This window comes from Streptomyces sp. NBC_00464, from assembly GCF_036013915.1.
Taxonomy (GTDB): domain Bacteria; phylum Actinomycetota; class Actinomycetes; order Streptomycetales; family Streptomycetaceae; genus Streptomyces.
This window is the reverse complement of sequence record NZ_CP107899.1, coordinates 6,511,471-6,536,727: the sequence shown is the minus strand read 5'-3', so window position 1 is coordinate 6,536,727 and position 25,257 is coordinate 6,511,471. Positions and strand designations below refer to the sequence as shown.

Sequence of the window (25,257 nt, the reverse complement as noted above, 5' to 3'; positions counted from 1 at the left end):
TATCCCCTCAGGCCGTGCCGTCGTACGCGGCGAGCGCCGCCCGGGCCGCGGTCTGTGCGCTCCGCGCCAGCTCCGGCGGCGAGACGATGCGCCCCTCCCTGCCGAGCCGGAGCGCGAGTCTGCGCAGCGAGGCCGGGTCGGGGGTGCGCAGGGTGATCCGCAGGCCGCCGTCGGGCAGTTCCTCGGCGCTGTCGTGCGGGTAGTACTCGGCCACCCATCGCCCGCCGGGGCCGACCTCGACCACGACCTCCGGATCCTCGGCGGCGGGCTGCACCAGCCCCTCGGACAGGTCCCGCAGCTCCAGCTCGGGCGGCGCGGCCGGCTCGTCGAGCAGCCGGATCTCGGCGACCCGGTCGAGGCGGAACGTACGCCGGTCCTCGGAGGACCGGCACCAGGCCTCCATGTAGGTGTGACCGACGGCGAACAGCCGGATCGGGTCCACCTCGCGCTCGGTCAGCTCGTCGCGCGCGGGCGAGTAGTAGCGCAGCCAGAGCCGGCGGCGTTCGGAGATCGCCCGGTCCACGTCGGCGAAGACGCCGCCCTCGGACTCGAAGGTGACCGAGAGCCGGGAGCTGGCGGCCCCGACCTCACCGGCGGCGGCCTCCAGCTTGGCGGTGGCCCGCAGCAGCGCCTGGCGGTCGCTCTCGCGCAGTCCGGGCAGCGTCGCAACGGCGCGGGCGGCGACCAGCAGGGCCGTCGCCTCGTCGGCCGCGAGCCGCAGAGGCTCGGCGACATCGTCCGGGTTGTGCCACCAGATGCGGTCGCCGTCGGTGTCGATGTCCAGCAGATCGCCGCCTCGGAAGCTCGTCCCGCACATGGGCAGGACGTCGAGGTCCGAGATCAGCTCGTCCTCGGTGATCCCGAAGGCCCGGGCGACGTCCTGGACGTGGGCGCCGGGGCGCTCGCGCAGATACGTCACCAGGGAGAGCATCCGGCGGGTCTGGTCGATGGCGTTCGTGGCCATGAATTCGGTCCCCTCAGTCCTTGGCCACGGCGCGCAGCCGGTCCACCACGTCGGCCCGCAGATCCGCAGGTTCACTCACGACGACGTCCGGACCGAACTCGACGAGCCAGGCGTCCAGACCGTGTCCGTACGGAATCTCCAACTCCTCCCACCCGTCCCCGAGTTCCCGGACCGATATGGCCCGGGCCCGCAGCGGGTAGCCGGAATCGGCCCGCAGCCTGATCAGCGCGGTGCGCGTCGCCGTCTCGCCCGCCCAGCTCTCCACGGTCTCGCGGACGGTGACCACGTCGGGCACCTCGGCGGTGAAGGCCCCGGCCCGGGAACGGACCTTCCCCGCGATCCGGGAGAGCCGGAACACCCGCTCCGCACCCCGCCCCCGGTCCCAGCCGGCCAAGTACCAGTGGCCGCGCCAGCATTCCAGCGTCCACGGCTCGACCTGGCGCTGCTCGGGGCGTGCGGCGTTGGCCTTGCGGTAGTCGAAGGTCACCGGCCGGCGGTCGCGGCAGGCCAGCATCAGCGGCTCGAACGCGGCCTCGTGGACGGGGATACGGGGTTCGAGGGCGCTGTGCACCTCGTACGCGTCCTCCGCCTCCGGCATGCCCGCGGCCCGCAGCTTCTGCAGGGCTCCGCTGGCTGCACCGGCCAGCCGGGCCTGCTGCCAGACCTTGGCGGCCAGCCCCAGGGCTGCGGCCTCCTCCGCGTCCAGCGTGATCGGGGGCAGCCGGTTGCTGTCGCGGCGGGCCAGGTAGCCGGTGTCGCCGTCCAGGTTCTCCACGGTTTCGATGACCAGACCGAGCTCGCGCAGGTCGTCCTTGTCGCGCTCGAACATCCGGTTGAAGGCGTCGTCGGAACCAGCTTCGAGATAGGCCTCGATGGAACCGCGCAGTTCGCGCTTGCTGAGCGGGCGCCGGGTCCCCAGCAGACACAGTGCCAGGTTCATCAGCCGCTCGGCCTTGGCAATCGCCATCGACGCCCTCTCTGTTTGCTCTACGACCCTCGACCGTACCGCTCCGGGGTGTCCGGACAAAAGCTAGTGCCGCGGCGGGCAACGTTTGCCCGCGACGGGGCAAACGTTGCCTGCCACGGCACTAGGGCCCGTGCCTTGCGGCACGGGCCCTCGAAGCGCAGGGGCGCGAGATCAGACGGCGACCAGGTCGCAGACGAAGATCAGCGTCTCGCCCGGGGCGATCGCGCTGCCGGCGCCGCGGTCCCCGTAGCCGAGGTGCGCGGGGATGGTCAGCTGGCGACGGCCGCCGACCTTCATGCCCTGCACGCCCTGGTCCCAGCCCTTGATGACCTGGCCGGCACCGAGCTGGAACTTGAGCGGCGTACCGCGGTTCCAGGAGGCGTCGAATTCCTCACCGGTGGAGAAGGCCACGCCCACGTAGTGGACGGAGACGGTCTGGCCGGCCTTGGCCTCCGCGCCGTCGCCTTCCCAGATCTCCTTGATCTCCAGGTCGGCCGGCGGCTCGCCACCCGGGAAGTCGATCTCGGGCTTCTCGATGCTCACTGACTTGCTCCTCTAAATGATGAACTGGGCAACCGGGACAGTCTTACATCTTTGCGAGGATGTCCACGGCGAAGACGAGCGTGGAGTTCGCCGGGACGGACTGCTGCGCCTTGTCACCGAGGCCCTGGTCCGGCGGGACGACGAGCAGCACACGGCTGCCGATCTTCTTGCCGATCAGGCCGTTCTTGAGTCCCTTGAGGGTGACCTGGGCGAGCGGGAAGGAAGCGGTCTTGCCCGTGGCGTAGGTGTTGTCGAACTCCTTGCCGTCCTTCCACAGCTTGGCCACGTAGTTCACGACGACCGTGTCGGTCTCCTTGACGACCTCGCCCTTGGACTCCAGGACGTAGTTGGAGACCAGCTTCTTCGGCGGGGTGACCTTGCTGGGGATCGTGAGGGTCGGCGCCTTGCCGTCGGTGTTCGTGCCGACCTTCGGCAGGTCGACGTTGTCCTGGGCGACCGGGGTGCCCTTGGCGGATGCCGGGATCTGCTTCGCCTTCAGGATGTCGACGACGAAGACGAGGGTGGCGTTCGGCTTGATGTCGCCCTGGCCCTGCGCGCCGTAACCGAGGTCCGGCGGAATGATGAGTTCGACCCTGCTGCCGACCTTCTGGCCGACCAGGCCCTTGTCCCAGCCCTGGATGACCATGCCGGCACCGAGCGTGAGATCGAACGGCTGCTTGCGGTCGAAGCTGTTGTCGAACGGCTTGTCGGAGTCCCAGGCCTGGCCCAGGTAGTTGACCTGGATCGCGTCGCCGTTCTTGAGCGTGGCGCCGTCACCCTCACTGACGACCTTGGTCTTCAGCTCTTTGGGCGGCGTTCCCGTGCCCTTGGCCAGAGTGGGCTTCTCGCCGAACTTCGCGCCCGCGGTGATGGCGGGGAATCCGCCCTTCGTGGGGGCGGACGCGGAGGCGGAAGCGGAGTCGGAGCCCTTGTCGTCGCTGCCGCAGGCCGCTGTCAGCAGCAGCAGGGGGACGACGAGAAGGCCGGCAATTCGGCGCACTGGTTCCTCAGATCTCAGACGACACATTTGTTGGGACACAGCCCAGGGGGTCCCCGACACTCTAGGGCGTGCGCAGGGCCCCGTACGAGGAACGTACGGGGCCCGAGTCGCACGAGAGCCGAGGCGCGTCCTGCGCCGGCTCACATACCCGCGATCAGCTTCTCCACTCGGTCGTCGACGGATCGGAACGGGTCCTTGCACAACACCGTGCGCTGCGCCTGGTCGTTGAGCTTGAGATGGACCCAGTCGACGGTGAAGTCCCGCCGCTGCTCCTGGGCCCGCCGGATGAAGTCGCCCCGCAACCGCGCCCGGGTCGTCTGCGGGGGCACCGACTTGCCCTCGAAGATCTTCAGGTCGTTGCAGATACGGGCGGCCTGGCCCCTGCGTTCCAGCAGGTAGTACAGGCCCCGGCGGCGGTGGATGTCGTGGTAGGCGAGGTCTATCTGGGCGACCCGCGGATTCGACATGGTCATGTTGTGCTTGGCCCGGTACCGCTCGATGAGCTTGTACTTCATGACCCAGTCGATCTCGGTACCGATCCGGTCGAGGTCCTCGGCCTCGATCGCGTCGAGCGTGCGGCCCCACAGTTCGAGGACCTTCTCGACGTTGCCCGTGCGGATGCCGCGGCGGTCCACGAAGTCCACGGCCTTCTCGTAGTACTCGCGCTGCACCTCTATGGCGGAGGCCTCGCGGCCGCTGGCGAGGCGGACCTTGCGCTGCCCCGTGATGTCGTGGCTGACCTCGCGGATCGCCCGGATCGGGTTCTCCAGGGTCAGATCCCGCATCACCGTGCCCGCCTCGATCATGCGGAGCACCAGGTCGGTCGCGCCGACCTTGAGGAGCATCGTCGTCTCGGACATGTTGGAGTCGCCGACGATGACGTGGAGGCGGCGGTAGCGCTCCGCGTCCGCGTGCGGTTCGTCGCGGGTGTTGATGATCGGACGGGAGCGCGTCGTCGCGGAGCTGACGCCCTCCCAGATGTGCTCGGCTCGCTGGCTGACGCAGTAGACGGCGCCCCGCGGGGTCTGCAGCACCTTGCCGGCGCCGCAGATCAGCTGCCTCGTGACGAGGAAGGGAATGAGGATGTCCGCGAGCCGGGAGAATTCTCCGTGCCGGGCCACGAGGTAGTTCTCATGGCATCCGTAGGAGTTTCCTGCCGAGTCGGTGTTGTTCTTGAAGAGATAGACGTCGCCCGCGATTCCCTCCTCGTGCAGGCGGCGTTCGGCGTCGACAAGCAGGCCTTCGAGAATGCGCTCGCCGGCCTTGTCGTGAGTGACCAGCTCGGTCAGGTTGTCGCATTCGGGGGTTGCATATTCCGGATGCGATCCCACGTCGAGGTAGAGGCGGGCGCCGTTCCGCAGAAAGACATTGCTGCTGCGGCCCCATGACACAACACGGCGGAAGAGGTAGCGCGCCACTTCATCAGGAGACAGTCGGCGCTGTCCCCTGAACGTGCACGTGACGCCGTACTCGTTCTCCAGCCCGAAAATGCGGCGGTCCATGACTGAACATTACGCCTGATGGCCCGAGCTGAAACCGGGTTCGACGGCACCGTTTCGATCATTTTCCGATCCTCGCACCGCGACAGCACTACGCCCGGGAGCTGCGAGGACCTTTCCGGTGGCCAGCAGAACGAGCAGAGCGGCCACTCCACCGGCCCCCGCGACGGCGAAGCTCCATGCCGTCCCGCCCAGCTCCACGGCCGGGCCCGCCACGGCCGTTCCGGCCGCCGCGCCCACCCCGAACGTCGTCACGAGCCAGGAGAACGCCTCCGTCACCGTGCCCCGCGGGGCGTGCCGGTCGACGACGATGAACGAGCAGGCGATGGCCGGGGCCAGGAACACCCCGGCCACGGCGGCCAGCACGGTCATCGCCACGACGCCCGGCGTCAGCACCAGCGGGAGGTAGCCGAGCGCCAGCAGCGCCACGATCACCCGGAGCCTGCGCTCGGGCGGCCCCGACCACTGGCGCGCCCCGTACACCGTCCCACCGATCAGCGCGCCGAGTCCCAGGGCCGCCATCAGCCAGCCGTAGACGGACTCCTGGCCCTGGTCGTCGGCGTACGCCACGCCCGCCACCGTGATGGAACCCAGCGCCAGTCCGACGAAGAAGAAGGAGCCGAGCAGCGCCAGCAGCCCGGGCGAGCGGAGCGCCCCCAGCCAGTGCGCCTCGCGCGGTGCGGAACGCCAGGCCCTGGACGGCTCGGACAGGACGACGGAGAGCGCCCCCAGGACACCGATCGCGTTGATGACGAGCAGTGCGGCCGCCGGCGACCAGAGGGAGACCAGCACGGTCACCAGCAGCGGCCCCACCGTGAACATGACCTCCTGCGCGACCGCGTCCATGGCGTACGCGCGGTGCACCCGGTCCTCGCTGCCGAGGATGCTCGGCCACAGAGCCCGCAGACCGCCCTCCAGAGGCGGTGTGAACAGTCCGGCCACGGCCACGGCCGCGTAGGCGAGCGGCAGCGACCCGAAGCCCGCCACGGCGAGCAGGGCCATACCGAGGGCCGACAGGGCGGCGGCGGGCAGCTGGACGCGCGGCTGGCCGTACAGGTCCACGGCACGGCCCAGCAGCGGCTGTCCGACGGCCGTTCCCAGCCCGTACACCGCGGCGAGCGCGCCCGCGAGGGCGTAGCTGCCGCCCTCCGCACGGGTGAACAGCACGATCGCGATGGGGGCGGTGCCGTTCGGCAGCCGCCCCACGAGGGTGCCCGTCAGCAGCCGGGCGGCATGCCGCGCCCGGAGGATGTCCAGATATCCCGCGGCCATGTCCCGCCCTCTCCTTGGAGCGCCCTTCCGGCCACCCTAGGTTTTACGTATAACTTCCAGGTTCATACGTACCATGAGCCCAGTCCGCAGGTCCACCTCATTGCGCCTGCCCGACCGGCCCCGGAGGCTCGCGTGACCAGCCCAGCACCACCCGGCCCCTCCCGGCCCACCAGCCGCGACGTGGCCCGGGCCGCCGGTGTCTCCCAGGCCACCGTCTCCCTGGTCCTCGGCGACAAATGGCGCGGCCGGGTCGCCGAGACCACCGTCGGACGGGTCCGCGACGCCGCCCGCAGCCTCGGCTACCGGCCCAACCTCGCCGCCCGCAATCTGCGCCTCGGCAACACCCGGACCGCCCTGCTCGTCGTCCCCGCGCTGACCAACGAGTTCTTCGCCCGGGTGTACACCGGCGCCGCCGCAGTCGCCGCCGAGCACGGCTTCGGCGTCGTCCTCTACCCCTCACCCGACGGCACGGGACCGGCCCGGGACCCCTTCGCCTCGGCGCGCGCCGCCCTGGACGGGGTGATCGCCTCCTCCATGGCCGCCGACGCCCTCGGCGCCCTGCACGGGGCCGACGTCCCCCTGGTCATGCTCGACAGCGATCCCGCGGCGCCGGGCCCCGCCGCCCGGGTCAATCTCGACATCGCCGACGGGATGCGCCAGGTGACACGTCATCTGCTGGCCCTCGGCCACCGACGCTTCATCCATCTCGCGTCGGCCGTCGACTCCTGGACGTTCGCGGTCCGCGCCCGGGCACTCCAAGACACCCTGAGCGGCGTCCCCGGAGCCGATGTCCGCTCCGTTCCGGCCGCGCTGGACGTACGGGCCGGCCGCGAGGCCGCGGAACGCGCACTGGCCCTCCCCGGGCCCCGCCCCACCGCCATCGTCTGCGACGACGACATCCTGGCCGCGGGCGCCTGCAAGGCCGCCCGGCGACTCGGGCTGCGGGTTCCGGACGACCTCTCCGTCACCGGCTTCGACGACCTGGCGCTGGCCACGGCGGTCGAACCCGAGCTCACCACGGTGCAACTGCCCGCCGAACAGGTCGGCGAGCGCGGTATGAACGCGTTGCTGGCCGTGCTGGACGGCAGGCCGGCCGAGGTCGGCAGCCTGGCGGTGCACCTGGTCGTCCGCGGCTCCTCGGCGCCCCCGCCCGGCCACCACGCGGCATGACAGTGCCCCGGCCCGCCGAGAAGGCGGACCGGGGCACGGAGACCGGCAGGGCCGGCTACTCCACGTCGCCGCCCGAGTCGGTGGAGTCCCGGGAATCACCGGCATCGGAGGAATCCGGGGCGGCCTTCTTGGCGCTCGCCCCGCCGGTGTCCGTAGTGGCCGCCGAGGTGTCCGCGACCTCGCCTTCCTCCGTGTCAGAAGGGGCGTCCGTCGGCGTCGAACCGGCGCCGTCCGCCTCCAGCAGCCGCGCCAGCTGCCGGCCGACGATCCGCTTGAACTTGCGCTGCTGCGGCCTCGTACGGTCCAGGACCGCGACCTCCAGCCGCTCCGCGGGGATCTCCCGCTCGCTGCCGTTGGGATCGCGGGACAGCGCCTGCACCGCCAGCTTCAGCGCCTCGGCGAGGGACATCCCGTCACGGTGGCGCTGGTCCAGGAAGGTGCTGATCTGTTCCGCGTTGCCGCCGACCGCGACCGAGCCGTGCTCGTCCACGATCGAGCCGTCGTGCGGCAGCCGGTAGATCTGGTCGCCCTCGGGCCCGGCACCGACCTCGGCGACCACCAGCTCCACCTCGTACGGCTTCTCGGCCGCACTGGAGAAGATGGTGCCGAGCGTCTGCGCGTAGACGTTCGCCAGTCCACGCGCCGTCACATCGTCGCGGTCATAGGTGTATCCGCGCAGATCGGCGTAACGCACCCCGCCGATGCGGAGATTCTCGTACTCGTTGTACTTCCCGGCGGCGGCGAAACCGATCCGGTCATAGATCTCGCTGAACTTGTGCAGCGCACGGGACGGGTTCTCGCCGACGAACACAATGCCGTCGGCGTACTGCAGCACAACCAGGCTGCGACCACGGGCGATGCCCTTCCGGGCGTATTCCGCCCGGTCGGCCATGGCCTGCTGAGGTGAGACATAGAACGGCGTCGACACCGGCTATCCGTCCCTTTCTGTCAGTGGCAGGAGCATCGAAGAAGCCTCGGAACGGACGGTCAGAGCAGCGCGGCGCGCGGGCCGTCGGGCTGTTCCAGCCGGCGTTCCAGAATCGAGCGCGCAATCTCGGAGGATTCGTCCGCGGTCAGCTTCCGGAAGCCCTCGTCGGTGATGACGGTGAGGATCGGATAGATACGACGGCCCACGTCCGGTCCACCGGTCGCGGAATCGTCGTCCGCCGCGTCGTACAGCGCCTGCACGACCAGCGTGAGCGTCTGCTCCTCCGTCAGATCCTCGCGGTACAGCTTCTTCATCGAGTTGCGGGCGAAGATCGAACCGGAGCCGGTCGATGCGTACCCGTGCTCCTCGGAGCGGCCGCCGGTGACGTCGTAGCTGAAGATCCGGCCCCGCTCGCGGTCGACGTCGTAGCCGGCGAAGAGCGGCACCACGGCGAGACCCTGCATGGCCATCGCCAGATTGCCGCGGATCATCGTGGAGAGCCGGTTGGCCTTGCCCTCCAGGGAGAGCTGGGCCCCTTCGACCTTCTCGAAGTGCTCCAGCTCCAGCTGGAAGAGCTTGACCATCTCCACGGCCAGCCCGGCCGTACCGGCGATACCCACCGCCGAGTACTCGTCGGCCGGGAAGACCTTTTCGATATCGCGCTGCGCGATCATGTTGCCCATGGTCGCCCGCCGGTCACCGGCCAGGACCACGCCGCCGGGGAAGGACGCCGCGACGATCGTGGTGCCGTGCGGCGCCTCGATGGCCCCCTTCATGGGCGGCAGCTGCCGGTTGCCCGGGAGCATCCCGGGCGACTGGTCGGACAGGAAGTCCATGAACGAAGAGGACCCGGGCGTCAGGAAGGCAGCTGGTAGACGCCCGGTGCTACGAGTGTTGGCTTCCACGCGTTTCCCTCCAGGTAAGCGATGGCCCTGCGCTAGGCGTCAGGATCATCTCCCAACTTGCCTACGGCCGAATTGCAGTTGAAGCACCGTATGCCACGGACCCTACCCGTCCGACCGGGGTGATCCACATGTGTGGCGGAGGTATTCCGACCGATCGCGATCCGTGCCCGCGGTCGTGCGGCACGGGCTTGTGCTCGTGCCGCACGACCGGTCACCGGCCATGGATCGCCGGCCAGGGTGCCGGGCCGGTTACTCCCCGCCCTTTTGAACGAATGAGCGAACGAAGTCCTCGGCGTTGGCCTCCAGGACATCGTCGATCTCGTCGAGGACGTCGTCGACGTCGTCGCTCAGCTTCTCCTGTCGCTCCTTGAGGTCCTCGGAGCCCTGCGCATCCTGCGCCTGCTCCTCGACCTCTTCCGTGGAGCGCGTCGCCTTCTGCTGTCCGCCGCCGGTGTCCTTGGTCGCCATATAGCTCACCCCGCTCGGTTCGAAGCACTTGATCAGACCCTACCTACGGGGTCCGACATTGGCCCGGTACTTGTCTCAACGTCCGGAGGTCATCGGAATGATTCCCAGTCGGCGGCCCTTTCAGCCGCCCTGCAGCACCCGGACCAGCTCCTCCGCCGTACGGCAGCGGTCCAGGAGTGCCTTGACGTGGTCGCGGGTGCCCCGCAGCGGCTCCATGGTGGGAACCCGCTGGAGGGAGTCGTGGCCCGGCAGGTCGAAGATGACCGAGTCCCAGGAGGCCGCGGCGACGTCGTCCGCGTACTGCTCCAGACAGCGACCGCGGAAGTACGCCCTGGTGTCCTCCGGAGGCGCCGTACGGGCCCTCTCGACGTCGTTCTCGTCCAGCAGGCGCTTCATCCTGCCGCGGGCCACCAGACGGTTGTAGAGGCCCTTCTCGGCCCGTACGTCGGCGTACTGCAGGTCCACCAGGTGCAGGCGGGCGGCGTCCCAGTCCAGGTTGTCGCGACGGCGGTAGCCCTCCATGAGCTCCCGCTTGGCGATCCAGTCCAGCTCGCGGGACAGGCTCATCGGATCGTTCTCCAGCCGGTTGAGCGTGTCCTCCCAGCGGATCAGGATGTCCTTGGTCTGCTCGTCGGCGTCCGCCCCGTACCGCTCCTCGACGTACTTGCGGCCCAGCTCGAAGTACTCCATCTGGAGCTGGACAGCGGTGAGTGTCCGGCCGCTGCGCAGAGTGATCAGCTGCCGCAGGTCCGGGTCGTGGGAGACCTGGTGCAGGGTGCGCACCGGCTGGTCGACGGCCAGGTCGACGTTGATGAAGCCGTCCTCGATCATGGAGAGGACCAGCGAGGTGGTACCCAGCTTGAGGTAGGTGGAGATCTCCGAGAGATTCGCGTCGCCGATGATCACGTGGAGCCGGCGGTACTTCTCGGCGTCGGAGTGGGGCTCGTCGCGCGTGTTGATGATCGGGCGCTTGAGGGTGGTCTCCAGACCGACCTCGACCTCGAAATAGTCGGCGCGCTGGCTGATCTGGAAGCCGTGCTCGTGGCCGTCCTGGCCGATACCGACCCGGCCGGCGCCGGTGACGACCTGACGCGAGACGAAGAACGGCGTCAGGTGGCGCACGATGTCGGAGAACGGCGTCTCGCGCTTCATCAGGTAGTTCTCGTGCGTGCCGTACGACGCGCCCTTGTTGTCGGTGTTGTTCTTGTAGAGGTGGATCGGCTGGGCGCCCGGAAGCTGGGCCGCGCGCTCGGCCGCCTCGGCCATGATGCGTTCGCCGGCCTTGTCCCAGAGGACCGCGTCCCTGGGGTTGGTGATCTCCGGCGAGCTGTACTCGGGGTGCGCGTGGTCGACGTAGAGCCGTGCCCCGTTGGTGAGGATGACATTGGCCAGGCCGATGTCCTCGTCCGTGAGCTGGCTGGAGTCGGCGGTCTCACGGGCGAGGTCGAAGCCTCGCGCGTCGCGCAGCGGATTCTCCTCCTCGAAGTCCCAGCGGGCGCGGCGCGCCCGGTGCATCGCCGCCGCGTAGGCGTTGACGATCTGGGACGAGGTGAGCATGGCATTGGCGTTGGGGTGGCCCGGCACGGAAATCCCGTACTCGGTCTCGATGCCCATTACTCGCCGTACGGTCATGCGGCCCTCCTTGCCCGGCGGCGCTCCCTTCCGGGGCGGCGCTCAAGTACCGCTGCTTTTCCGGTGCGTGCGCGGTTCGCCCGTTCCCGCACTGCGCGACCGGGCGGTATGCCAGAGCCTAGAGCGCCTCTGTGCCGGTGGGGAGATCAATTACGTCATTACCTGCGGTGTCGTGGGAGCTGTCCGGAAAGCAACCGGCTGCGGATGCCCGGCCGGGCATCCGCAGCCGGTCTGCGTTCTAGAGGTACTGCCCGGTATTCGCCACCGTGTCGATGGAGCGACCGGTGTCCGCGCCCTGCTTTCCGGTGACGAGTGTGCGGATGAAGACGATCCGCTCACCCTTCTTGCCGGAGATCCTGGCCCAGTCGTCCGGGTTGGTGGTGTTCGGCAGGTCCTCGTTCTCCTTGAACTCATCCACGCAGGCCTGGAGGAGGTGGGAGACACGCAGGCCCTTCTGGCCCTGCTCGAGGAATGCCTTGATGGCCATCTTCTTGGCCCGGTCGACGATGTTCTGGATCATCGCGCCGGAGTTGAAGTCCTTGAAGTAAAGGACTTCCTTGTCGCCGTTGGCGTACGTGACCTCGAGGAAGCGGTTCTCCTCGGACTCGGTGTACATCCGCTCGACGACCGACTGGATCATGGCGTGAGCCGCGGCCTCCTTGGAGCCCGTGTGCTCGGCGAGATCGTCCGCGTGCAGGGGCAGCGAAGGCGTGAGGTACTTCGCGAAGATGTCCTTCGCGGCCTCTGCGTCGGGGCGCTCGATCTTGATCTTCACATCGAGGCGGCCGGGTCGCAGGATCGCGGGGTCGATCATGTCCTCGCGGTTGGAGGCGCCGATGACGATGACGTTCTCCAGGCCCTCGACGCCGTCGATCTCGGCGAGCAGCTGGGGGACGATGGTGTTCTCCACGTCCGAGCTGACGCCGGATCCCCGGGTACGGAAGAGGGACTCCATCTCGTCGAAGAAGACGATGACGGGGGTACCCTCACTCGCCTTCTCACGGGCACGCTGGAAGACCAGGCGGATGTGGCGCTCGGTCTCACCGACGTACTTGTTGAGGAGCTCCGGACCCTTGATGTTGAGGAAGTAGCTCTTCCCGGCCGGCTGGCCGGTGACTTCGGCGACCTTCTTGGCAAGGGAGTTGGCGACGGCCTTGGCGATGAGTGTCTTGCCGCAGCCGGGCGGACCGTAGAGCAGGATGCCCTTCGGCGGCCGCAGCTCGTGCTCCTTGAAGAGGTCCGGGTGGAGGTAGGGAAGCTCGACCGCGTCCCGGATGAGCTCGATCTGGTCGCCCAGTCCACCGATCTTGTTGTAGTCGATGTCCGGGACTTCTTCGAGGACGAGCTCTTCGACCTCGCTCTTGGGCACGACTTCGTAGACGTAGCCGGACCTGGGTTCGAGCAGCAGGGCGTCGCCGGGGCGGATGGTGATGTCCAGCAACGGCTCGGCGAGCCGCACCACCCGTTCCTCGTCGGTGTGCCCGACCACCAGGGCACGTTCGCCGTCCTCAAGGATCTCCTTGAGGGTGACGATGTCCCCGGCCCGCTCGAATTCCATGGCCTCGACCACGTTGAGCGCTTCGTTGAGCATGACCTCCTGGCCGCGCCGGAGGCCCTCCAGCTCAACGCTGGGACTGACGTTCACCCGGAGCTTGCGACCCCCGGTGAAGATGTCGCAGGTGCCGTCCTCGTTCGCCTGCAGGAACACACCGAAGCCGGCCGGCGGCTGTGCGAGCCGGTCGACCTCTTCCTTGAGGGCCACGATCTGGTCTCGGGCCTCGCGGAGTGTGGCAGCGAGCCGCTCGTTCTGTGCGGACACGCCTGCAAGGTTGGTCTGGAACTCGACGATCCGCTCTTCGAGAATCCTCGTATGACGCGGAGAGTCGGCGAGCTTACGTCGCAGGACGGCGATTTCCTGCTCAAGATAGGCGACCTGGCCGGCTGGGTCATCGGACCCTCGCCCGGGCCGGATGCCGCGGTTGATGTCGTCGTCGTGGGCTGCCACGGTCCTCACCTCCTCCAAGGGGAGCTGGACGCTTCCTGACCCTACCTGGGTGGGTGATGATTGAAACCCCTAGATCACAAAGACTGTGGGGCGTGTCCGATCTTCACCCTTGCGTTCTCTCCCTCGTGTCAGGTGAATACCCACCCTTCAACCTCCGAAAGCGGCCGGTTGTATCGTCGAAGTGTCAACACCCGTCAGGGCTGGCTTTTTTTGGTTCGGATACGCAGGAAACGGCAGGAGAAATGACCGTGCAGCAGGAGGCTCCCACCGGTAGCGAGACGCAGGATCTGGAGGTCTGGATCGACCAGGACCTCTGCACGGGGGACGGGATCTGCGTGCAGTACGCCCCGGAGGTCTTCGAGCTGGACATCGACGGTCTCGCGTATGTGAAGAGCGATCAGGACGAGCTGCTGCAGGACAAGGGCGCGACCACGCGTGTCCCGCTGCCGATCCTTCAGGACGTGGTCGACTCGGCCAAGGAGTGCCCGGGCGACTGCATTCATGTGCGACGTGTTTCGGACAGGGTCGAGGTCTTCGGACCCGAGGCCGCCTGACCGCGGTCCCGGACGGGCCGGCGGGCGCGCCCGGTGAAGGTCAGCAGCGGTCAGACGCCGGCACCGGCCGGGTCCTGCGACTGACTGCTGCGCACGAAGGCGCCGTTCTGCCACTCCCAGGTGACCTTCTCCTGCTCGTCGGGGCAGCAGGAGGGCACCGAGGCCGAGGAGTAGCCGAGCAGCGTGGCGGAGACGACGCCGTCACGCACCGCGAAGTCGCCGACGCTCATCTTCTGGACGGGGTCCACCAGGGTCGCGACGATCCGTGGTGCGGCCCCGCCTCCCTGTGTCAGGACGTAGACGCCGCTGGGCGGGGTGCCCGATCCGGCCGCGCAGTGGACCACCGCGACGGTTTCCGGACGGCCGTCGCCGTCCAGGTCGCCGGGGGCCTCCTTGGCCACGGTATGGCCCGCCCCGCCGCATTCCAGGGGGAAGGCCGCACGGGCCGGGTCGGGGGCGGCGACGGGCGCCGCGCCGTGCTGCGCCGTGGTGCGGTGCGGGGCGGTGGAGGCCGAGGCGCTCGCGTCGGGCTGGAGCAGACCGGCTGCCGCGACGACCGCTGCCATGGCCGCCGCCGTGGCGAGCCAGTGCATCGTCGTGGTGTCGGTGTGCGCGAGGTCCGGGAGCGCGGAGGTCTGCACGCGGGATGTCTCCTGTGGTCCTGTGGTGCGGAATGCCGGAAAAGGCGGTGCCGTCGGCGGGACGTCGGCGGCGGGGTGGGGGTGGCCAGCATCGTGCCACACCTCACACGGCAGTGGAACGGTGGGGTGGCTACGGATCCCGTTCTCCGTTCGTCCCCCGCACAGGGGCAACGCAAAGGCGCCGCCGCCGAGTTCCCGGGTCGGTCCGGGAACTCGGCGGCGGCGCCGGCATGCCGGGGCGCATGTCGAGGACTGCGCCCCTGGTTCAGTCGCGGTCGGAGCCGCTCTGGCTGCCCGGGCCGGTGTAGTCCTCGCCGTAGGCGCCCTTGGAGGGGCGGCGGCGGCGCGGCGGGGCCTGGACTCCGTCGGCCAGCCGGCGGGCGGTGACGAGGAATCCGGTGTGGCCGATCATGCGGTGGTCCGGACGGACCGCGAGACCCTCGACGTGCCAGTTGCGGATCATCGACTCCCAGGGCTGCGGCTCGGCGAAGCAGCCGATCTCACGGATGGACTCGACCGTCCGCGAGAGCTGGGTGGTGGTCGCGACGTACGCACAGAGGATGCCGCCGGGGACGAGTGCCTTGGAGACGACGTCCAGGCACTCCCAGGGCGCGAGCATGTCCAGGACGACGCGGTCCACGTCGGTTTCCGTGAGGTTGTCCTGGAGGTCGCCGACCGTGAGCTGCCATGCGGGGTGCGGGCTGCCGAAGTAGCGCTCGACGTTCTGCTGGGCGATCTCGGCGAAGTCCTCGCGGCGCTCGTAGGAGTGCAGCATGCCCTGCTCGCCGATGGCTCGGAGCAGGAAGGTGGACAGTGCGCCGGATCCGACGCCGGCTTCCACGACGCGGGCGCCGGGGAAGATGTCGCCGAAGGCCAGGATCTGACCCGCGTCCTTGGGGTAGACCACGGCGGCGCCGCGGGGCATGGACAGGACGTAGTCGGGGAGCAGGGGGCGCAGCGCCAGGTAGACGACGTTTCCCGTGGTACGGACAACACTGCCCTCGGGAGCACCGATCAGCTCGTCGTGCGAGAAAGAACCCTTGTGGGTGTGGAAGTTCTTTCCGGCTTCGAGCGTGAAGGTGTAGTGGCGTCCCTTGGGATCGGTGAGCTGGACCTGGTCCCCGACCTTGAAGGGCCCACGTCGGCGGGCGGCACCGGTCGGTTCAGACATGTGACCAGCGTACCGGTGTTTCCGGGGGCTCCTGCCGCCCGCCCGGGCATGGCCGACGGGCGCGGCCGGCCGGTCAGGCGGCGGGGCGTGCCATGGCTGCGACGAACGCACGCTCGACGTCGGCGGTGGAGAGCACTCCGTAGATCTCGCCGGTGTCCTCGACGACGAGGTACTCGGTGGCGGGGCTGGCCTTGAGACGGTCCAGGAGGGCCTCGCCCGCGAGTTCGGCGGAGACCTTCATGCCGTCGGTGAGGTCCTGGGCGAGGCCGCTGACGGCGACCCAGGGGCGGCGGTGTTCGGGGACCGCGACGATGGCGGTTTCCCGGACGACGGCCGTGGGTTCGCCGGTCCCGTCGACGACGACGAGGGCGCGGGCACCTGCCTCGTTGGCCCGGCGCAGGGCCTCGGAGAGCGGGGTGTCGGCCTCGACCGGGACGGCGCGCCTGGTGAGGGTACGGGCCTGCAGGTCGGGGAGGTGTTCGCGGAGCCGGGCCATGCGCAGGCTGTTGCCCGCACCGGTCCAGATGATGGCGGCGAGGATCGCGGCGAGCAGGGCGTCGGTGACGGTGTCCATGCCGCTGATGTCGCGGTTGCTGCTCCCGAGGGCACCGGTGTGGGTGAGGAGGGGCAGGCCGATGAGGGTGATGACGGCCAGGGCGCGGCCGACCCAGGCGGCGGCGACGGTGCCGCTCATCGGGCGGCCGGTGATCTTCCACACGACGGCGCGGAGCATCCGGCCGCCGTCGAGCGGGAGGCCGGGCAGCAGGTTGAACGCGGCGACGATGAGGTTGGAGATCATCAGTCCGCCGAGCAGCACGCCGGGCACGGTGCCGGCTTCGACGAACTTCATCGGTACGTAGAAGACGCCCGCGAGGACGAGGGAGAGCAGCGGGCCGACGAAGGCGAGGACGAATTCGCGGCCGGGGGTCTCGGATTCCTTCTCGATCTCGGAGACCCCGCCGAAGAACTGGAGCTGGATCCGGCGGACCGGCAGCTTGTAGCGCAGGGCGACGACCGTGTGCGCGAGTTCGTGGACGAGCACTGAGGCGTAGAACGCGATCGCGAAGAAGAGGGCGACCAGGTAGCGCGCCGCGCCGAGGTCGGGCAGCACGCGGTCGAGCTGGCCGCCGAAGACCCAGGTGATCAGGGCCGCCACGATGAACCAGCTGGGCGCTACGTAGACCGGCACTCCGAAGGGGCGGCCCATGAGGATGCCGCCGCCCGGCTCTTCCCCGCGTCCCGGTTTGCCCTTGTCGGGGCCGTCGCCGGGGGCCTTGTCCCCTGCGCCGGGCTGCGGCCGCCCGCTGTTGCCGCTCTCGTCCACGAGGTCCCTTCGGTCGGTGCCGTTTCGGCACGATCATGCAGTGTTCGAGGGTCTGTGGTCGATGGTATGCCGATTGGTGTCAGTGGCGGGTCGTAGGGTCTTCGTCATGACCTCAGTGCCGCGGCCGCCTCAGCCGCCCTCGTCCCTTTCGCCGTCGCGGGCGAGCGATTTCATGCAGTGCCCCCTGCTGTACCGCTTCCGCGTCATCGACAAGCTGCCGCAGAAGCCCAGCGAGGCGGCTACCCGGGGCACGCTGGTGCATGCGGTGCTGGAGCGGCTCTTCGACAACCCGGCGCCGGAGCGCACGCCGGACCGGGCCACGTCGCTGATCCCCGGCCAGTGGGACCGGCTGCTGGAGTCGAAGCCGGAGCTGGCCGAGCTGTTCGCCGAGGATCCTCAGGGCGAGCGGCTCGCGCAGTGGCTGTCGGAGGCGGAGCGGCTGGTGGAGCGCTGGTTCTCGCTGGAGGATCCGACGCGCCTGGAGCCGGCCGAGCGGGAGATGTTCGTCGAGACCGAGCTGGATTCGGGGCTGCGGCTGCGCGGGGTGATCGACCGGATCGACGTGGCGCCGACGGGCGAGGTCCGCATCGTGGACTACAAGACGGGGAAGGCGCCGCGTCCGGAGTACGCGGAGGGCGCGCTGTTCCAGATGAAGTTCTACGCGCTGGTGATCTGGCGGCTCAAGGGTGTGGTGCCGCGCCGGCTCCAGCTGGTCTACCTCGGCAGCGGCGACGTGATGACGTACGACCCGGTGGTGGCGGACCTGGAGCGGGTGGAGCGCAAGCTGCTGGCGCTGTGGGACGCGATCTCGCTGGCCACGGAGACCGGTGAGTGGCGGCCGCGGCCGACGAAGCTGTGCGGCTGGTGCGACCATCAGGCGCTCTGTCCCGAATTCGGCGGGACTCCCCCGGTGTATCCGCTGTCGGTCCGGCCGGCGGAATCGGCGCAGGATGGCCAGGGCAGAATGGACCCGGTCCGGGTTGAGGCCGGCCGGTCTGTGGCCCTTGAAGGACATTGAGGAGATCCCGTGGCAATCCGCGTCCTGCTGGTCGACGACCAACCGCTGCTGCGCACCGGCTTCCGGATGATTCTGGAGGCGGAGGGTGATCTCGCGGTGGTGGGCGAGGCCGGTGACGGTCTCCAGGCGCTCGACCAGGTGCGGGCCCTGCAGCCCGATGTGGTCCTGATGGATATCCGGATGCCGCGGATGGACGGTGTCGAGGCGACGCGTCAGATCACCGGTCCGGGCCGGGACGGTCCGGCGAAGGTGCTGGTGCTGACCACGTTCGATCTCGACGAGTACGTGGTGGAGGCGCTCCGCGCCGGTGCCAGCGGCTTCCTGCTGAAGGACGCCCCGGCCAATGAGCTGGTGCAGGCGATCCGCGTGGTCGCGGGCGGCGAGGCGATGCTCGCCCCGAGCATCACGCGCCGGCTGCTCGACAAGTACGCGGACCATCTGCCGTCCGGCGAGGATCCGGTGCCGGACACGCTGCACACGCTCACGGACCGCGAGGTGGAGGTCTTGAAGCTGGTGGCACGCGGCCTGTCGAACGCGGAGATTGCCGCCGACCTGTTCGTCAGCGAGACCACGGTCAAGACGCATGTGGGCCATGTGCTGACGAAGCTGGGGCTGCGCGACCGGGTGCAGGCCGCGGTGTACGCGTACGAGAGCGGACTGGTGCGCCCCGGCGCCCAGTGACCCGGCGGGGCCGGGGCACCGGGGCGGTGTCCGGGCCGGTCAGCTGGTGCCGGGGCCGAGCTCCCAGAGCTGGAGGTCGGCGGAGGAGTTGACCGCCCACTCGACGCCGGTGAGGCCCTCGCGGGAGGCGACGTACTGCTTGCCCTGCCAGACCGGGAGGACGGGGACGTCCTCGGCGACGACGTCCTGGAGCTGCTGGAAGGTCTTGGCGGCGGCGCTGCGGTCGTCCTCGCGGCGGGACTGTGGGATGAGCGTCTTCTGGGCCAGGGCCGACCGGTAGGGCGAGTTGAGGAAGTTGTCCTTGTCGAGGAACGGCGCCGTGTAGTTGTCCGGGTCCGGGAAGTCGGGGAACCATCCCATGCCGTAGGCGGCGTAATCGCCGCGCACCTCGGCCGGACGGTACTTCGCCCAGGGGGCGCCCTCGACGGAGATGTCGAACAGCCCGGTGTCGTTGAACTGCTTCTTCAGCGTCTCGAACTCGGTGGCGGTGGCTTCGCCGTAGTGGTCGGTCGTGTAGTGAAGGGTGAACTTCACCGGGGTGTGGATCTTGGCGTCCTTCAGAATCTCGGCGGCCTTGGCGGTGCTGGGCTCGCCGTACTTGTTGAAGAACGAGTTGGTGTGCCCGGTGATGCCGGACGGAATCAGTGAGTACAGCGGCTCGGCCGTCGTGCCGTACACGTCACTCGCGATCTGACCGCGGTCGATGATCTGGGCCATGGCCTGACGAACCGCCTTGTTCTTCACGGCGGGGTCCTCGGTGTCGAAGCCGAGGTAGCTGATCGCGAGGCCGGGCATCTCGGTCAGCTTGATGTCGTCCTTGGGCTTTTCCAGCATCTGCTGGGCCTGTTCGGGCGACATGGTGCGGGTCATCATGTCGATCTTCTTGTCGTCGAGCGCCTTGCCCATGGCAGTGGCGTCGGGAAAGAGATCGAGTTCGACCTTGTCGTTCATCACCTTGAGGTCCCCCTTGTATCGGGGGTTCTTGGTGAAGACGACTTTCACGACCTGGTCGTTCTTCACTTCCGGCTTCATGGTGTACGGGCCGGAACCGTCGACCTGGAAACCGCTGCGCGGGGAGGCCGCCGGGTATTTGTCCTTCTGGATTATTCCGGCGGGCGGCGTGGCGAGCTTGTACGGGAACGTCGCGTCCGAGGTCCGGAGGTGGAATACGACTTCGCGGTCGCCCTTGGTCTCGACGGTGTCGATGTTGTTGAGCAGGGCCACGGGTCCGTTGGTGGACTTGATCCGGATGACGCGGTCGATGGAGTACTTGACGTCCTCGGCGGTGACGGCGCTGCCGTCGGCGAATTCGAGGCCTGCGCGCAGCTTGCAGCGGTAACTCTCGTTCGCCGTGTCCGTGAAGGTGCAGCTCTCGGCCGCCTCGGGCACCGGCTGGCCGCCGCCGCGGGGGACGTGCGTCAGGGTCTGCACCGTCTGCCGCAGCACGTTCCAGACGCCCGCCTCGTAGCCGATGGCGGGGTCGAGGGGCGCGGGGGCATCCGTGGAGGCGACGAACTGGTCCGTGGTGCCGACAGCGACGGCGCCGTTGCCGTCGCTCCCGCTGTCCGACGCGCCGCAGGCGGCGAGTACGGGCGCGAGCAGGCCTACGACGGCCGGCAGCACCAGAGTCTTGCGGTTCATCGTGGACGTTCTCCCTCATGCGGTCATGGAGAAAACGACATTAGTAGGCGTCGTCGGCAATGCCGGACCGGCACCGCATCCTGCGTAATCAGATGGTCAAGGGAATCAGCGGCGGGCCTATTTCCGGTCCCGGAATGATTCGTACAGGGATTCACCAATCGGGACACTTGGGTACACGAAACGGGCAGCGCGGCCGATTCCAGGGCCCCAGCGAGGAGCAATCGGGTGACAAAGGTCACGCGGTAGACATTTTTGCGAATTTGACATGTCCTCGCCTTATCCACACCCGGACGCAACATAAAGCGCACGGCCGCACGCGAGAGCTTTTCCATTCATTCACAGAAATACTCTCGGTATGCGGGTCACCGCATACCCGTCACCAGGCCCCTGAGAAATGCGAGATCGACTTCTTCGAGCGAACGGACGACCACCCGGCCCGCCGCCGGTGCGATCGGCGACACGGACGGTACGGCGACCACCCGGCAACCCGCGGCCTCCGCGGCCGCCACGCCGGTCGCGGTGTCCTCGATGACAGCACAGAGCCGGGGGTCGGCCCCGAAGCCGCTCGCGGCCGTGAGGTAGGGCTCCGGGTGCGGCTTGGTACGGGTGACCTCGTCGCCCGCCACGGTGAGCGCGAAGTGGTGGCGGCCCACCGAGTCCAGGACCCGGTCGATGATGCGCCGGTGCGAGGCGGAGACGAGGGCGGTGGGGATCTCGTGTCTCGCCAGTTCGGCGAGCAGCCGCGCCGCGCCCGGCATCAGCGGCACTCCGCAGGCGATGCGCTTCTCGAAGCGGTCGTTGAGCAGCACGGTCAGTTCGTCGAGGGTGATGTCCGCGCCGGTGACATCCATGAGGTACCCGGCGCTGCGGGTCATCGGGCCGCCGACGACCACGTCCTTCCACGCCTCGTCCAGCCTGTGCCCCAGATCGGCGAAGACCTCCACCTCGGCATCCCACCAGAAGCCCTCGGTGTCGACCAGGGTGCCGTCCATGTCGAGAAAGACGGCCTGCAGGGCAGCACCCTCGGCCGTACGGGTCAGGGACGCGGGGATCGTACTGGTCATCCGGCACACCTTCCATGAGGGACGAGAAGGCCGGTCACCTTTCCCCGAGGGGAGGGCGACCGGCCTGCACTGGACCGACCAGTGTACGACTCGTGCTGCTACCGCGCGTCGAACGGAGTCTTACCGCGCGTTGAAGTACTTGGCTTCGGGGTGGTGGATGACGATGGCGTCGGTGGACTGCTCGGGGTGGAGCTGGAACTCCTCCGACAGGTGGACCCCGATGCGCTCGGGCTGGAGCAGGTCGGCGATCTTCGCCCGGTCCTCCAGGTCCGGGCACGCACCGTAACCGAGGGAGAAGCGCGCACCGCGGTACTTGAGCGCGAACATGTCCTCGACGTCGGCCGGGTCGTCGCCCGCGAAGCCGAGCTCGGAGCGGACCCGGGCGTGCCAGTACTCGGCGAGGGCTTCGGCGAGCTGGACGGAGAGGCCGTGCAGTTCGAGGTAGTCGCGGTAGGAGTTGGCTTCGAAGAGCTTGGCGGTCTCGCCGCCGATCTTCGAGCCGACGGTGACGACCTGGAGGCCGATGACGTCCGTCTCGCCGGACTCCTCGGGGCGGAAGAAGTCCGCGAGACACAGCCGGCGGCCGCGGCGCTGGCGCGGGAAGGTGAACCGGGTGCGCTCGGAGCCGTCCTCGTGGAGCAGGATCAGGTCGTCGCCCTTGGAGACACAGGGGTAGTAGCCGTAGACGACGGCGGCTTCGAGGAGGTTCTCGGTGTGGAGCTTGTCGAGCCAGCCGCGCAGGTGCGGGCGCCCCTCGGTCTCGACCAGTTCCTCGTACGTCGGTCCGTCGCCGGCCCGGGCCTGCTTGAGGCCCCATTGGCCCTTGAAGAGGGCGCCTTCGTCGAGCCAGGAGGCGTATTCCTTGAGCTGGATGCCCTTGACGACGCGGCTGCCCCAGAACGGCGGGGTGGGGACCGGGTTGGTGACGGACACGTCGGAGCGGACGCCCTCCTCGGGTTCCTCGACCTCCAGCACGGCCGTGTCGCGCTTGGGCACCCGGCGCTGCTTCAGCTCGGGAAGGGTCGCGCCGGGAACGCCGCGTTTGACCGCGATGAGCGCGTCCATCAGGCGCAGGCCTTCGAAGGCGTCGCGGGCGTAGCGGACCTCGCCCTCGTAGATCTCGTGGAGGTCCTGCTCGACGTAGGCGCGGGTGAGGGCGGCGCCGCCCAGGATGACGGGGTAGTCGGCGGCGAGTTTGCGCTGGTTGAGCTCCTGGAGGTTCTCCTTCATGATCACGGTGGATTTGACCAGGAGGCCGGACATGCCGATGACGTCGGCGTTGTGTTCGTCGGCGGCTTCCAGGATCGCGGAGACGGGCTGCTTGATGCCGATGTTGACGACGTTGTAGCCGTTGTTCGACAGGATGATGTCGACGAGGTTCTTGCCGATGTCGTGGACGTCGCCGCGGACGGTGGCCAGGACGATGGTGCCCTTGCCCTCGGCGTCGGACTTCTCCATGTGGGGTTCCAGGTGGGCCACCGCGGTCTTCATGACCTCGGCGGACTGGAGGACGAACGGCAGCTGCATCTGGCCGGAGCCGAAGAGCTCGCCGACGACCTTCATGCCTTCCAGGAGGGTGTCGTTGACGATGTCGAGTGCGGGGCGGGTCTGCAGGGCCTCGTCGAGGTCTGCTTCCAGGCCCTTCTTCTCGCCGTCGATGATCCGGCGCTGGAGGCGCTCGTCGAGGGGCAGGGCGAGGAGTTCCTCGGCCTTGCCCTCCTTCATCGACTTCATGTTGACGCCCTCGAACAGCTCCATGAGCCGCTGCAACGGGTCATAGCCCTCGGCGCGCCGGTCATAAATCAGGTCGTGGGCGACCTTGACCTGTTCCTCCTCCAGCCGGGCGATCGGCAGGATCTTCGAGGCGTGCACGATCGCGGAGTCGAGGCCGGCCTTGACGCACTCGTCGAGGAAGACGGAGTTCAGGACGACGCGGGCGGCCGGGTTGAGGCCGAAGGAGATGTTGGACAGGCCCAGTGTGGTCTGGACGTCGGGGTGGCGCTTCTTCAGCTCGCGGATCGCCTCGATGGTGGCGATGCCGTCCTTGCGGGATTCTTCCTGCCCGGTGCAGATGGTGAAGGTGAGGCAGTCGATGAGGATGTCCGACTCATTGATGCCCCAGTTGGCGGTGAGGTCCTGGATGAGGCGTTCCGCGATGGCGACCTTGTGCTCGACGGTGCGGGCCTGGCCCTCCTCGTCGATGGTCAGCGCGATCAGCGCGGCGCCGTGCTCGGCGGCGAGGCGGGTGACCTGGACGAAGCGGGACTCGGGGCCGTCGCCGTCCTCGTAGTTCACCGAGTTCAGGACCGCGCGCCCGCCGAGCTTCTCCAGACCGGCCCGCAGCACGGGCAGCTCGGTGGAGTCCAGCACGATCGGAAGCGTCGAGGCGGTGGCGAACCGGCCGGCCAGCTCCTTCATGTCGGCGACCCCGTCACGGCCCACGTAGTCGACGCAGAGGTCGAGCATGTGCGCGCCCTCACGGATCTGGTCGCGCGCCATCTCCACACAGTCGTCCCAGCGCGCCTCCAGCATCGCCTCACGGAACTTCTTGGACCCGTTGGCGTTCGTCCGCTCACCGATCGCGAGATACGAGGTGTCCTGACGGAACGGCACCGTCTGATAGAGCGAAGCGGCGCCGGGCTCGGGGCGCGGGTCGCGGACGGCGGGAGTGAGGCTGCGGGCCCGCTCGACGACCTGGCGCAGATGCTCGGGCGTCGTCCCGCAGCAGCCGCCGATCAGGGACAGGCCGTAGTCGCTCACGAAGGCTTCCTGCGCGTCCGCCAGCCCCTCCGGGCCGAGCGGGAAGTGCGCACCGTCCTTGGTCAGCACCGGCAGCCCCGCATTCGGCATGCACATCAGCGGCGTACGCGAGTGCCGGGCCAAATACCGCAGATGCTCACTCATCTCGGCCGGACCCGTCGAGCAGTTCAGCCCGATCAGGTCGATGCCCAGCGGCTCCAGAGCGGTCAGCGCGGCGCCGATCTCCGAGCCGAGCAGCATGACGCCGGTCGTCTCGAAGGCGAGCGAGCAGATCAGCGGCACATCGATGCCCAGGGCGTCCATCGCCCGGCGCGCGCCGATGAGGCTGGACTTGGTCTGGAGCAGGTCCTGCGTGGTCTCCACGATCAGGGCGTCCGCGCCGCCGGCGAGGAGGCCCTCGGCGTTCTGCTGGTAGCCGTCGCGCAGCACGTCGTACGCGATGTGGCCGAGCGAGGGGAGTTTGGTGCCGGGCCCCACCGAGCCCAGGACCCAGCGCGGGCGGCCGTCCTTCGCGGTGAACTCGTCGGCGACCTCGCGGGCGATCCGGGCACCCGCCTCGGACAGCTCGACGATCCGGTCAGCGATCTCGTACTCGTTCGCCGCCGAGTGGTTCGCGCCGAAGGTGTTCGTCTCCACGCAGTCCACACCGACCGCGAAGTACTCCTCGTGCACCGAGCGCACGATGTCGGGGCGCGTGACGTTCAGGATCTCGTTGCAGCCTTCGAGATTCTCGAAGTCCTCCAGCGTGGGGTCCTGCGCCTGGAGCATGGTGCCCATGGCACCGTCGGCCACCACCACACGGGTGGCGAGCGCCTCGCGAAGGGCTGCGGCTCGGTTCCGGCTGTCAGCGGAAGGGGTCGGCGACGAGGCCATGGATGTACTCCCTGGGATGCGACGGCTGTCGGCTTTGCGTCTTCGGCGGAAGGCGCACCCGGCCAGGGTAGCCGGGCGGCGCCCCGGGCCGTCACTCTGTCCCACGAATCGGACTGCATGCTGTTCACGCGGTCGTCCCGGCCGCCGGGGTGCCGCAGAATTCCCTTGCGATCGAGC

21 protein-coding genes and 1 pseudogene are annotated in these 25,257 nt (G+C 68.9%); 4 read left to right on the top strand and 18 right to left on the bottom strand.

The window, feature by feature from the left end; translation table 11 throughout:
• Positions 1-7: 7 nt before the first annotated feature.
• The 6 genes from OG912_RS29350 to OG912_RS29325 all read right to left on the bottom strand — a co-directional run bounded on the left by OG912_RS29350 (position 8) and on the right by OG912_RS29325 (position 6,245).
• A complete protein-coding gene (locus OG912_RS29350; RefSeq protein ID WP_326735245.1) occupies positions 8-964 on the bottom strand; it encodes a helix-turn-helix transcriptional regulator in 957 nt (318 codons plus the stop codon).
• A gap of 13 nt (positions 965-977) precedes the next feature.
• Complete coding sequence (locus OG912_RS29345; protein WP_327711954.1) at positions 978-1,931, bottom strand: helix-turn-helix transcriptional regulator; 954 nt, start codon at positions 1,929-1,931, stop codon at positions 978-980.
• Between the two features lie 171 nt (positions 1,932-2,102).
• On the bottom strand, positions 2,103-2,474 hold the full coding sequence (locus OG912_RS29340) for an FKBP-type peptidyl-prolyl cis-trans isomerase (protein ID WP_326735247.1): 372 nt from the start codon (positions 2,472-2,474) through the stop codon (positions 2,103-2,105).
• 43 nt (positions 2,475-2,517) lie between these two features.
• Positions 2,518-3,474, bottom strand: a complete 957-nt coding sequence (locus OG912_RS29335) for an FKBP-type peptidyl-prolyl cis-trans isomerase (protein ID WP_327711953.1) — start codon at positions 3,472-3,474, stop codon at positions 2,518-2,520.
• A gap of 140 nt (positions 3,475-3,614) precedes the next feature.
• Positions 3,615-4,976 (bottom strand): Pup--protein ligase, encoded by a 1,362-nt coding sequence (gene pafA / locus OG912_RS29330; RefSeq protein ID WP_326735249.1) that lies wholly within the window; start codon positions 4,974-4,976, stop codon positions 3,615-3,617.
• 9 nt (positions 4,977-4,985) lie between these two features.
• Positions 4,986-6,245, bottom strand: a complete 1,260-nt coding sequence (locus tag OG912_RS29325) for an MFS transporter (protein ID WP_327711951.1) — start codon at positions 6,243-6,245, stop codon at positions 4,986-4,988.
• A 132-nt stretch (positions 6,246-6,377) separates the two neighbouring features.
• On the opposite strand from OG912_RS29325, the gene OG912_RS29320 reads away from it, so the two are divergent.
• The gene (locus OG912_RS29320) at positions 6,378-7,415 is read left to right on the top strand and encodes a LacI family DNA-binding transcriptional regulator (RefSeq protein WP_327711950.1); all 1,038 of its coding nucleotides are present in this window, start codon (positions 6,378-6,380) and stop codon (positions 7,413-7,415) included.
• A 55-nt stretch (positions 7,416-7,470) separates the two neighbouring features.
• On the opposite strand, the gene prcA is transcribed toward OG912_RS29320, so the two are convergent.
• The 6 genes and pseudogenes from prcA to arc form a co-directional block, all read right to left on the bottom strand.
• Positions 7,471-8,343 (bottom strand): proteasome subunit alpha, encoded by an 873-nt coding sequence (gene prcA / locus OG912_RS29315; RefSeq protein WP_327711949.1) that lies wholly within the window; start codon positions 8,341-8,343, stop codon positions 7,471-7,473.
• Positions 8,344-8,402: 59 nt separating this feature from the next.
• Positions 8,403-9,248, bottom strand: a complete 846-nt coding sequence (gene prcB / locus OG912_RS29310) for a proteasome subunit beta (RefSeq protein WP_326735253.1) — start codon at positions 9,246-9,248, stop codon at positions 8,403-8,405.
• Positions 9,200-9,385: pseudogene (locus OG912_RS29305) on the bottom strand (endonuclease domain-containing protein); the annotation flags it as partial. The pseudogene OG912_RS29305 and the gene prcB, both read right to left, overlap by 49 nt.
• A 112-nt stretch (positions 9,386-9,497) precedes the next feature.
• Positions 9,498-9,716 (bottom strand): ubiquitin-like protein Pup, encoded by a 219-nt coding sequence (locus OG912_RS29300; protein WP_326735254.1) that lies wholly within the window; start codon positions 9,714-9,716, stop codon positions 9,498-9,500.
• Positions 9,717-9,836: 120 nt separating this feature from the next.
• The gene (gene dop, locus OG912_RS29295; RefSeq protein ID WP_327711948.1) at positions 9,837-11,348 is read right to left on the bottom strand and encodes a depupylase/deamidase Dop; all 1,512 of its coding nucleotides are present in this window, start codon (positions 11,346-11,348) and stop codon (positions 9,837-9,839) included.
• Positions 11,349-11,586: 238 nt separating this feature from the next.
• A complete protein-coding gene (gene arc, locus OG912_RS29290) occupies positions 11,587-13,353 on the bottom strand; it encodes a proteasome ATPase (RefSeq protein WP_326735256.1) in 1,767 nt (588 codons plus the stop codon).
• Between the two features lie 242 nt (positions 13,354-13,595).
• Here arc and OG912_RS29285 point away from each other — a divergent pair, with 242 nt between their 5' ends.
• Entirely contained in the window at positions 13,596-13,907 is a 312-nt protein-coding gene (locus OG912_RS29285; RefSeq protein WP_326735257.1) for a ferredoxin, read from the top strand.
• Positions 13,908-13,957: 50 nt separating this feature from the next.
• Here the strand turns inward: OG912_RS29285 and OG912_RS29280 are convergent, their stop codons facing one another.
• The 3 genes from OG912_RS29280 to OG912_RS29270 all read right to left on the bottom strand — a co-directional run bounded on the left by OG912_RS29280 (position 13,958) and on the right by OG912_RS29270 (position 17,043).
• Positions 13,958-14,548 carry a hypothetical protein gene (locus OG912_RS29280; RefSeq protein ID WP_327711947.1) on the bottom strand — a complete coding sequence of 197 codons (591 nt, stop codon included), beginning with the start codon at positions 14,546-14,548 and terminating at the stop codon, positions 13,958-13,960.
• A gap of 265 nt (positions 14,549-14,813) precedes the next feature.
• Positions 14,814-15,719: a tRNA (adenine-N1)-methyltransferase gene (locus OG912_RS29275; protein ID WP_326735259.1), complete on the bottom strand. Its 906-nt coding sequence runs from the start codon at positions 15,717-15,719 to the stop codon at positions 14,814-14,816.
• Between the two features lie 73 nt (positions 15,720-15,792).
• A complete protein-coding gene (locus OG912_RS29270; RefSeq protein ID WP_327711946.1) occupies positions 15,793-17,043 on the bottom strand; it encodes a site-2 protease family protein in 1,251 nt (416 codons plus the stop codon).
• 172 nt (positions 17,044-17,215) lie between these two features.
• On the opposite strand from OG912_RS29270, the gene OG912_RS29265 reads away from it, so the two are divergent.
• Together OG912_RS29265 and OG912_RS29260 are read left to right on the top strand one after the other, a co-directional pair.
• Complete coding sequence (locus OG912_RS29265; protein ID WP_327713578.1) at positions 17,216-18,061, top strand: RecB family exonuclease; 846 nt, start codon at positions 17,216-17,218, stop codon at positions 18,059-18,061.
• 9 nt (positions 18,062-18,070) lie between these two features.
• Positions 18,071-18,742, top strand: a complete 672-nt coding sequence (locus OG912_RS29260; protein WP_266776897.1) for a response regulator — start codon at positions 18,071-18,073, stop codon at positions 18,740-18,742.
• A gap of 39 nt (positions 18,743-18,781) precedes the next feature.
• Here OG912_RS29260 and OG912_RS29255 read toward each other — a convergent pair whose 3' ends face one another.
• From OG912_RS29255 to metH, 3 genes are all read right to left on the bottom strand, one after another.
• Positions 18,782-20,383, bottom strand: coding sequence for an ABC transporter substrate-binding protein (locus OG912_RS29255; protein WP_327711945.1), 1,602 nt, complete (start codon positions 20,381-20,383; stop codon positions 18,782-18,784).
• Between the two features lie 362 nt (positions 20,384-20,745).
• Positions 20,746-21,447, bottom strand: coding sequence for an HAD family hydrolase (locus tag OG912_RS29250; RefSeq protein ID WP_327711944.1), 702 nt, complete (start codon positions 21,445-21,447; stop codon positions 20,746-20,748).
• Positions 21,448-21,567: 120 nt separating this feature from the next.
• On the bottom strand, positions 21,568-25,080 hold the full coding sequence (metH, locus tag OG912_RS29245; protein WP_327711943.1) for a methionine synthase: 3,513 nt from the start codon (positions 25,078-25,080) through the stop codon (positions 21,568-21,570).
• Between the last annotated feature and the right edge of the window lie 177 nt (positions 25,081-25,257).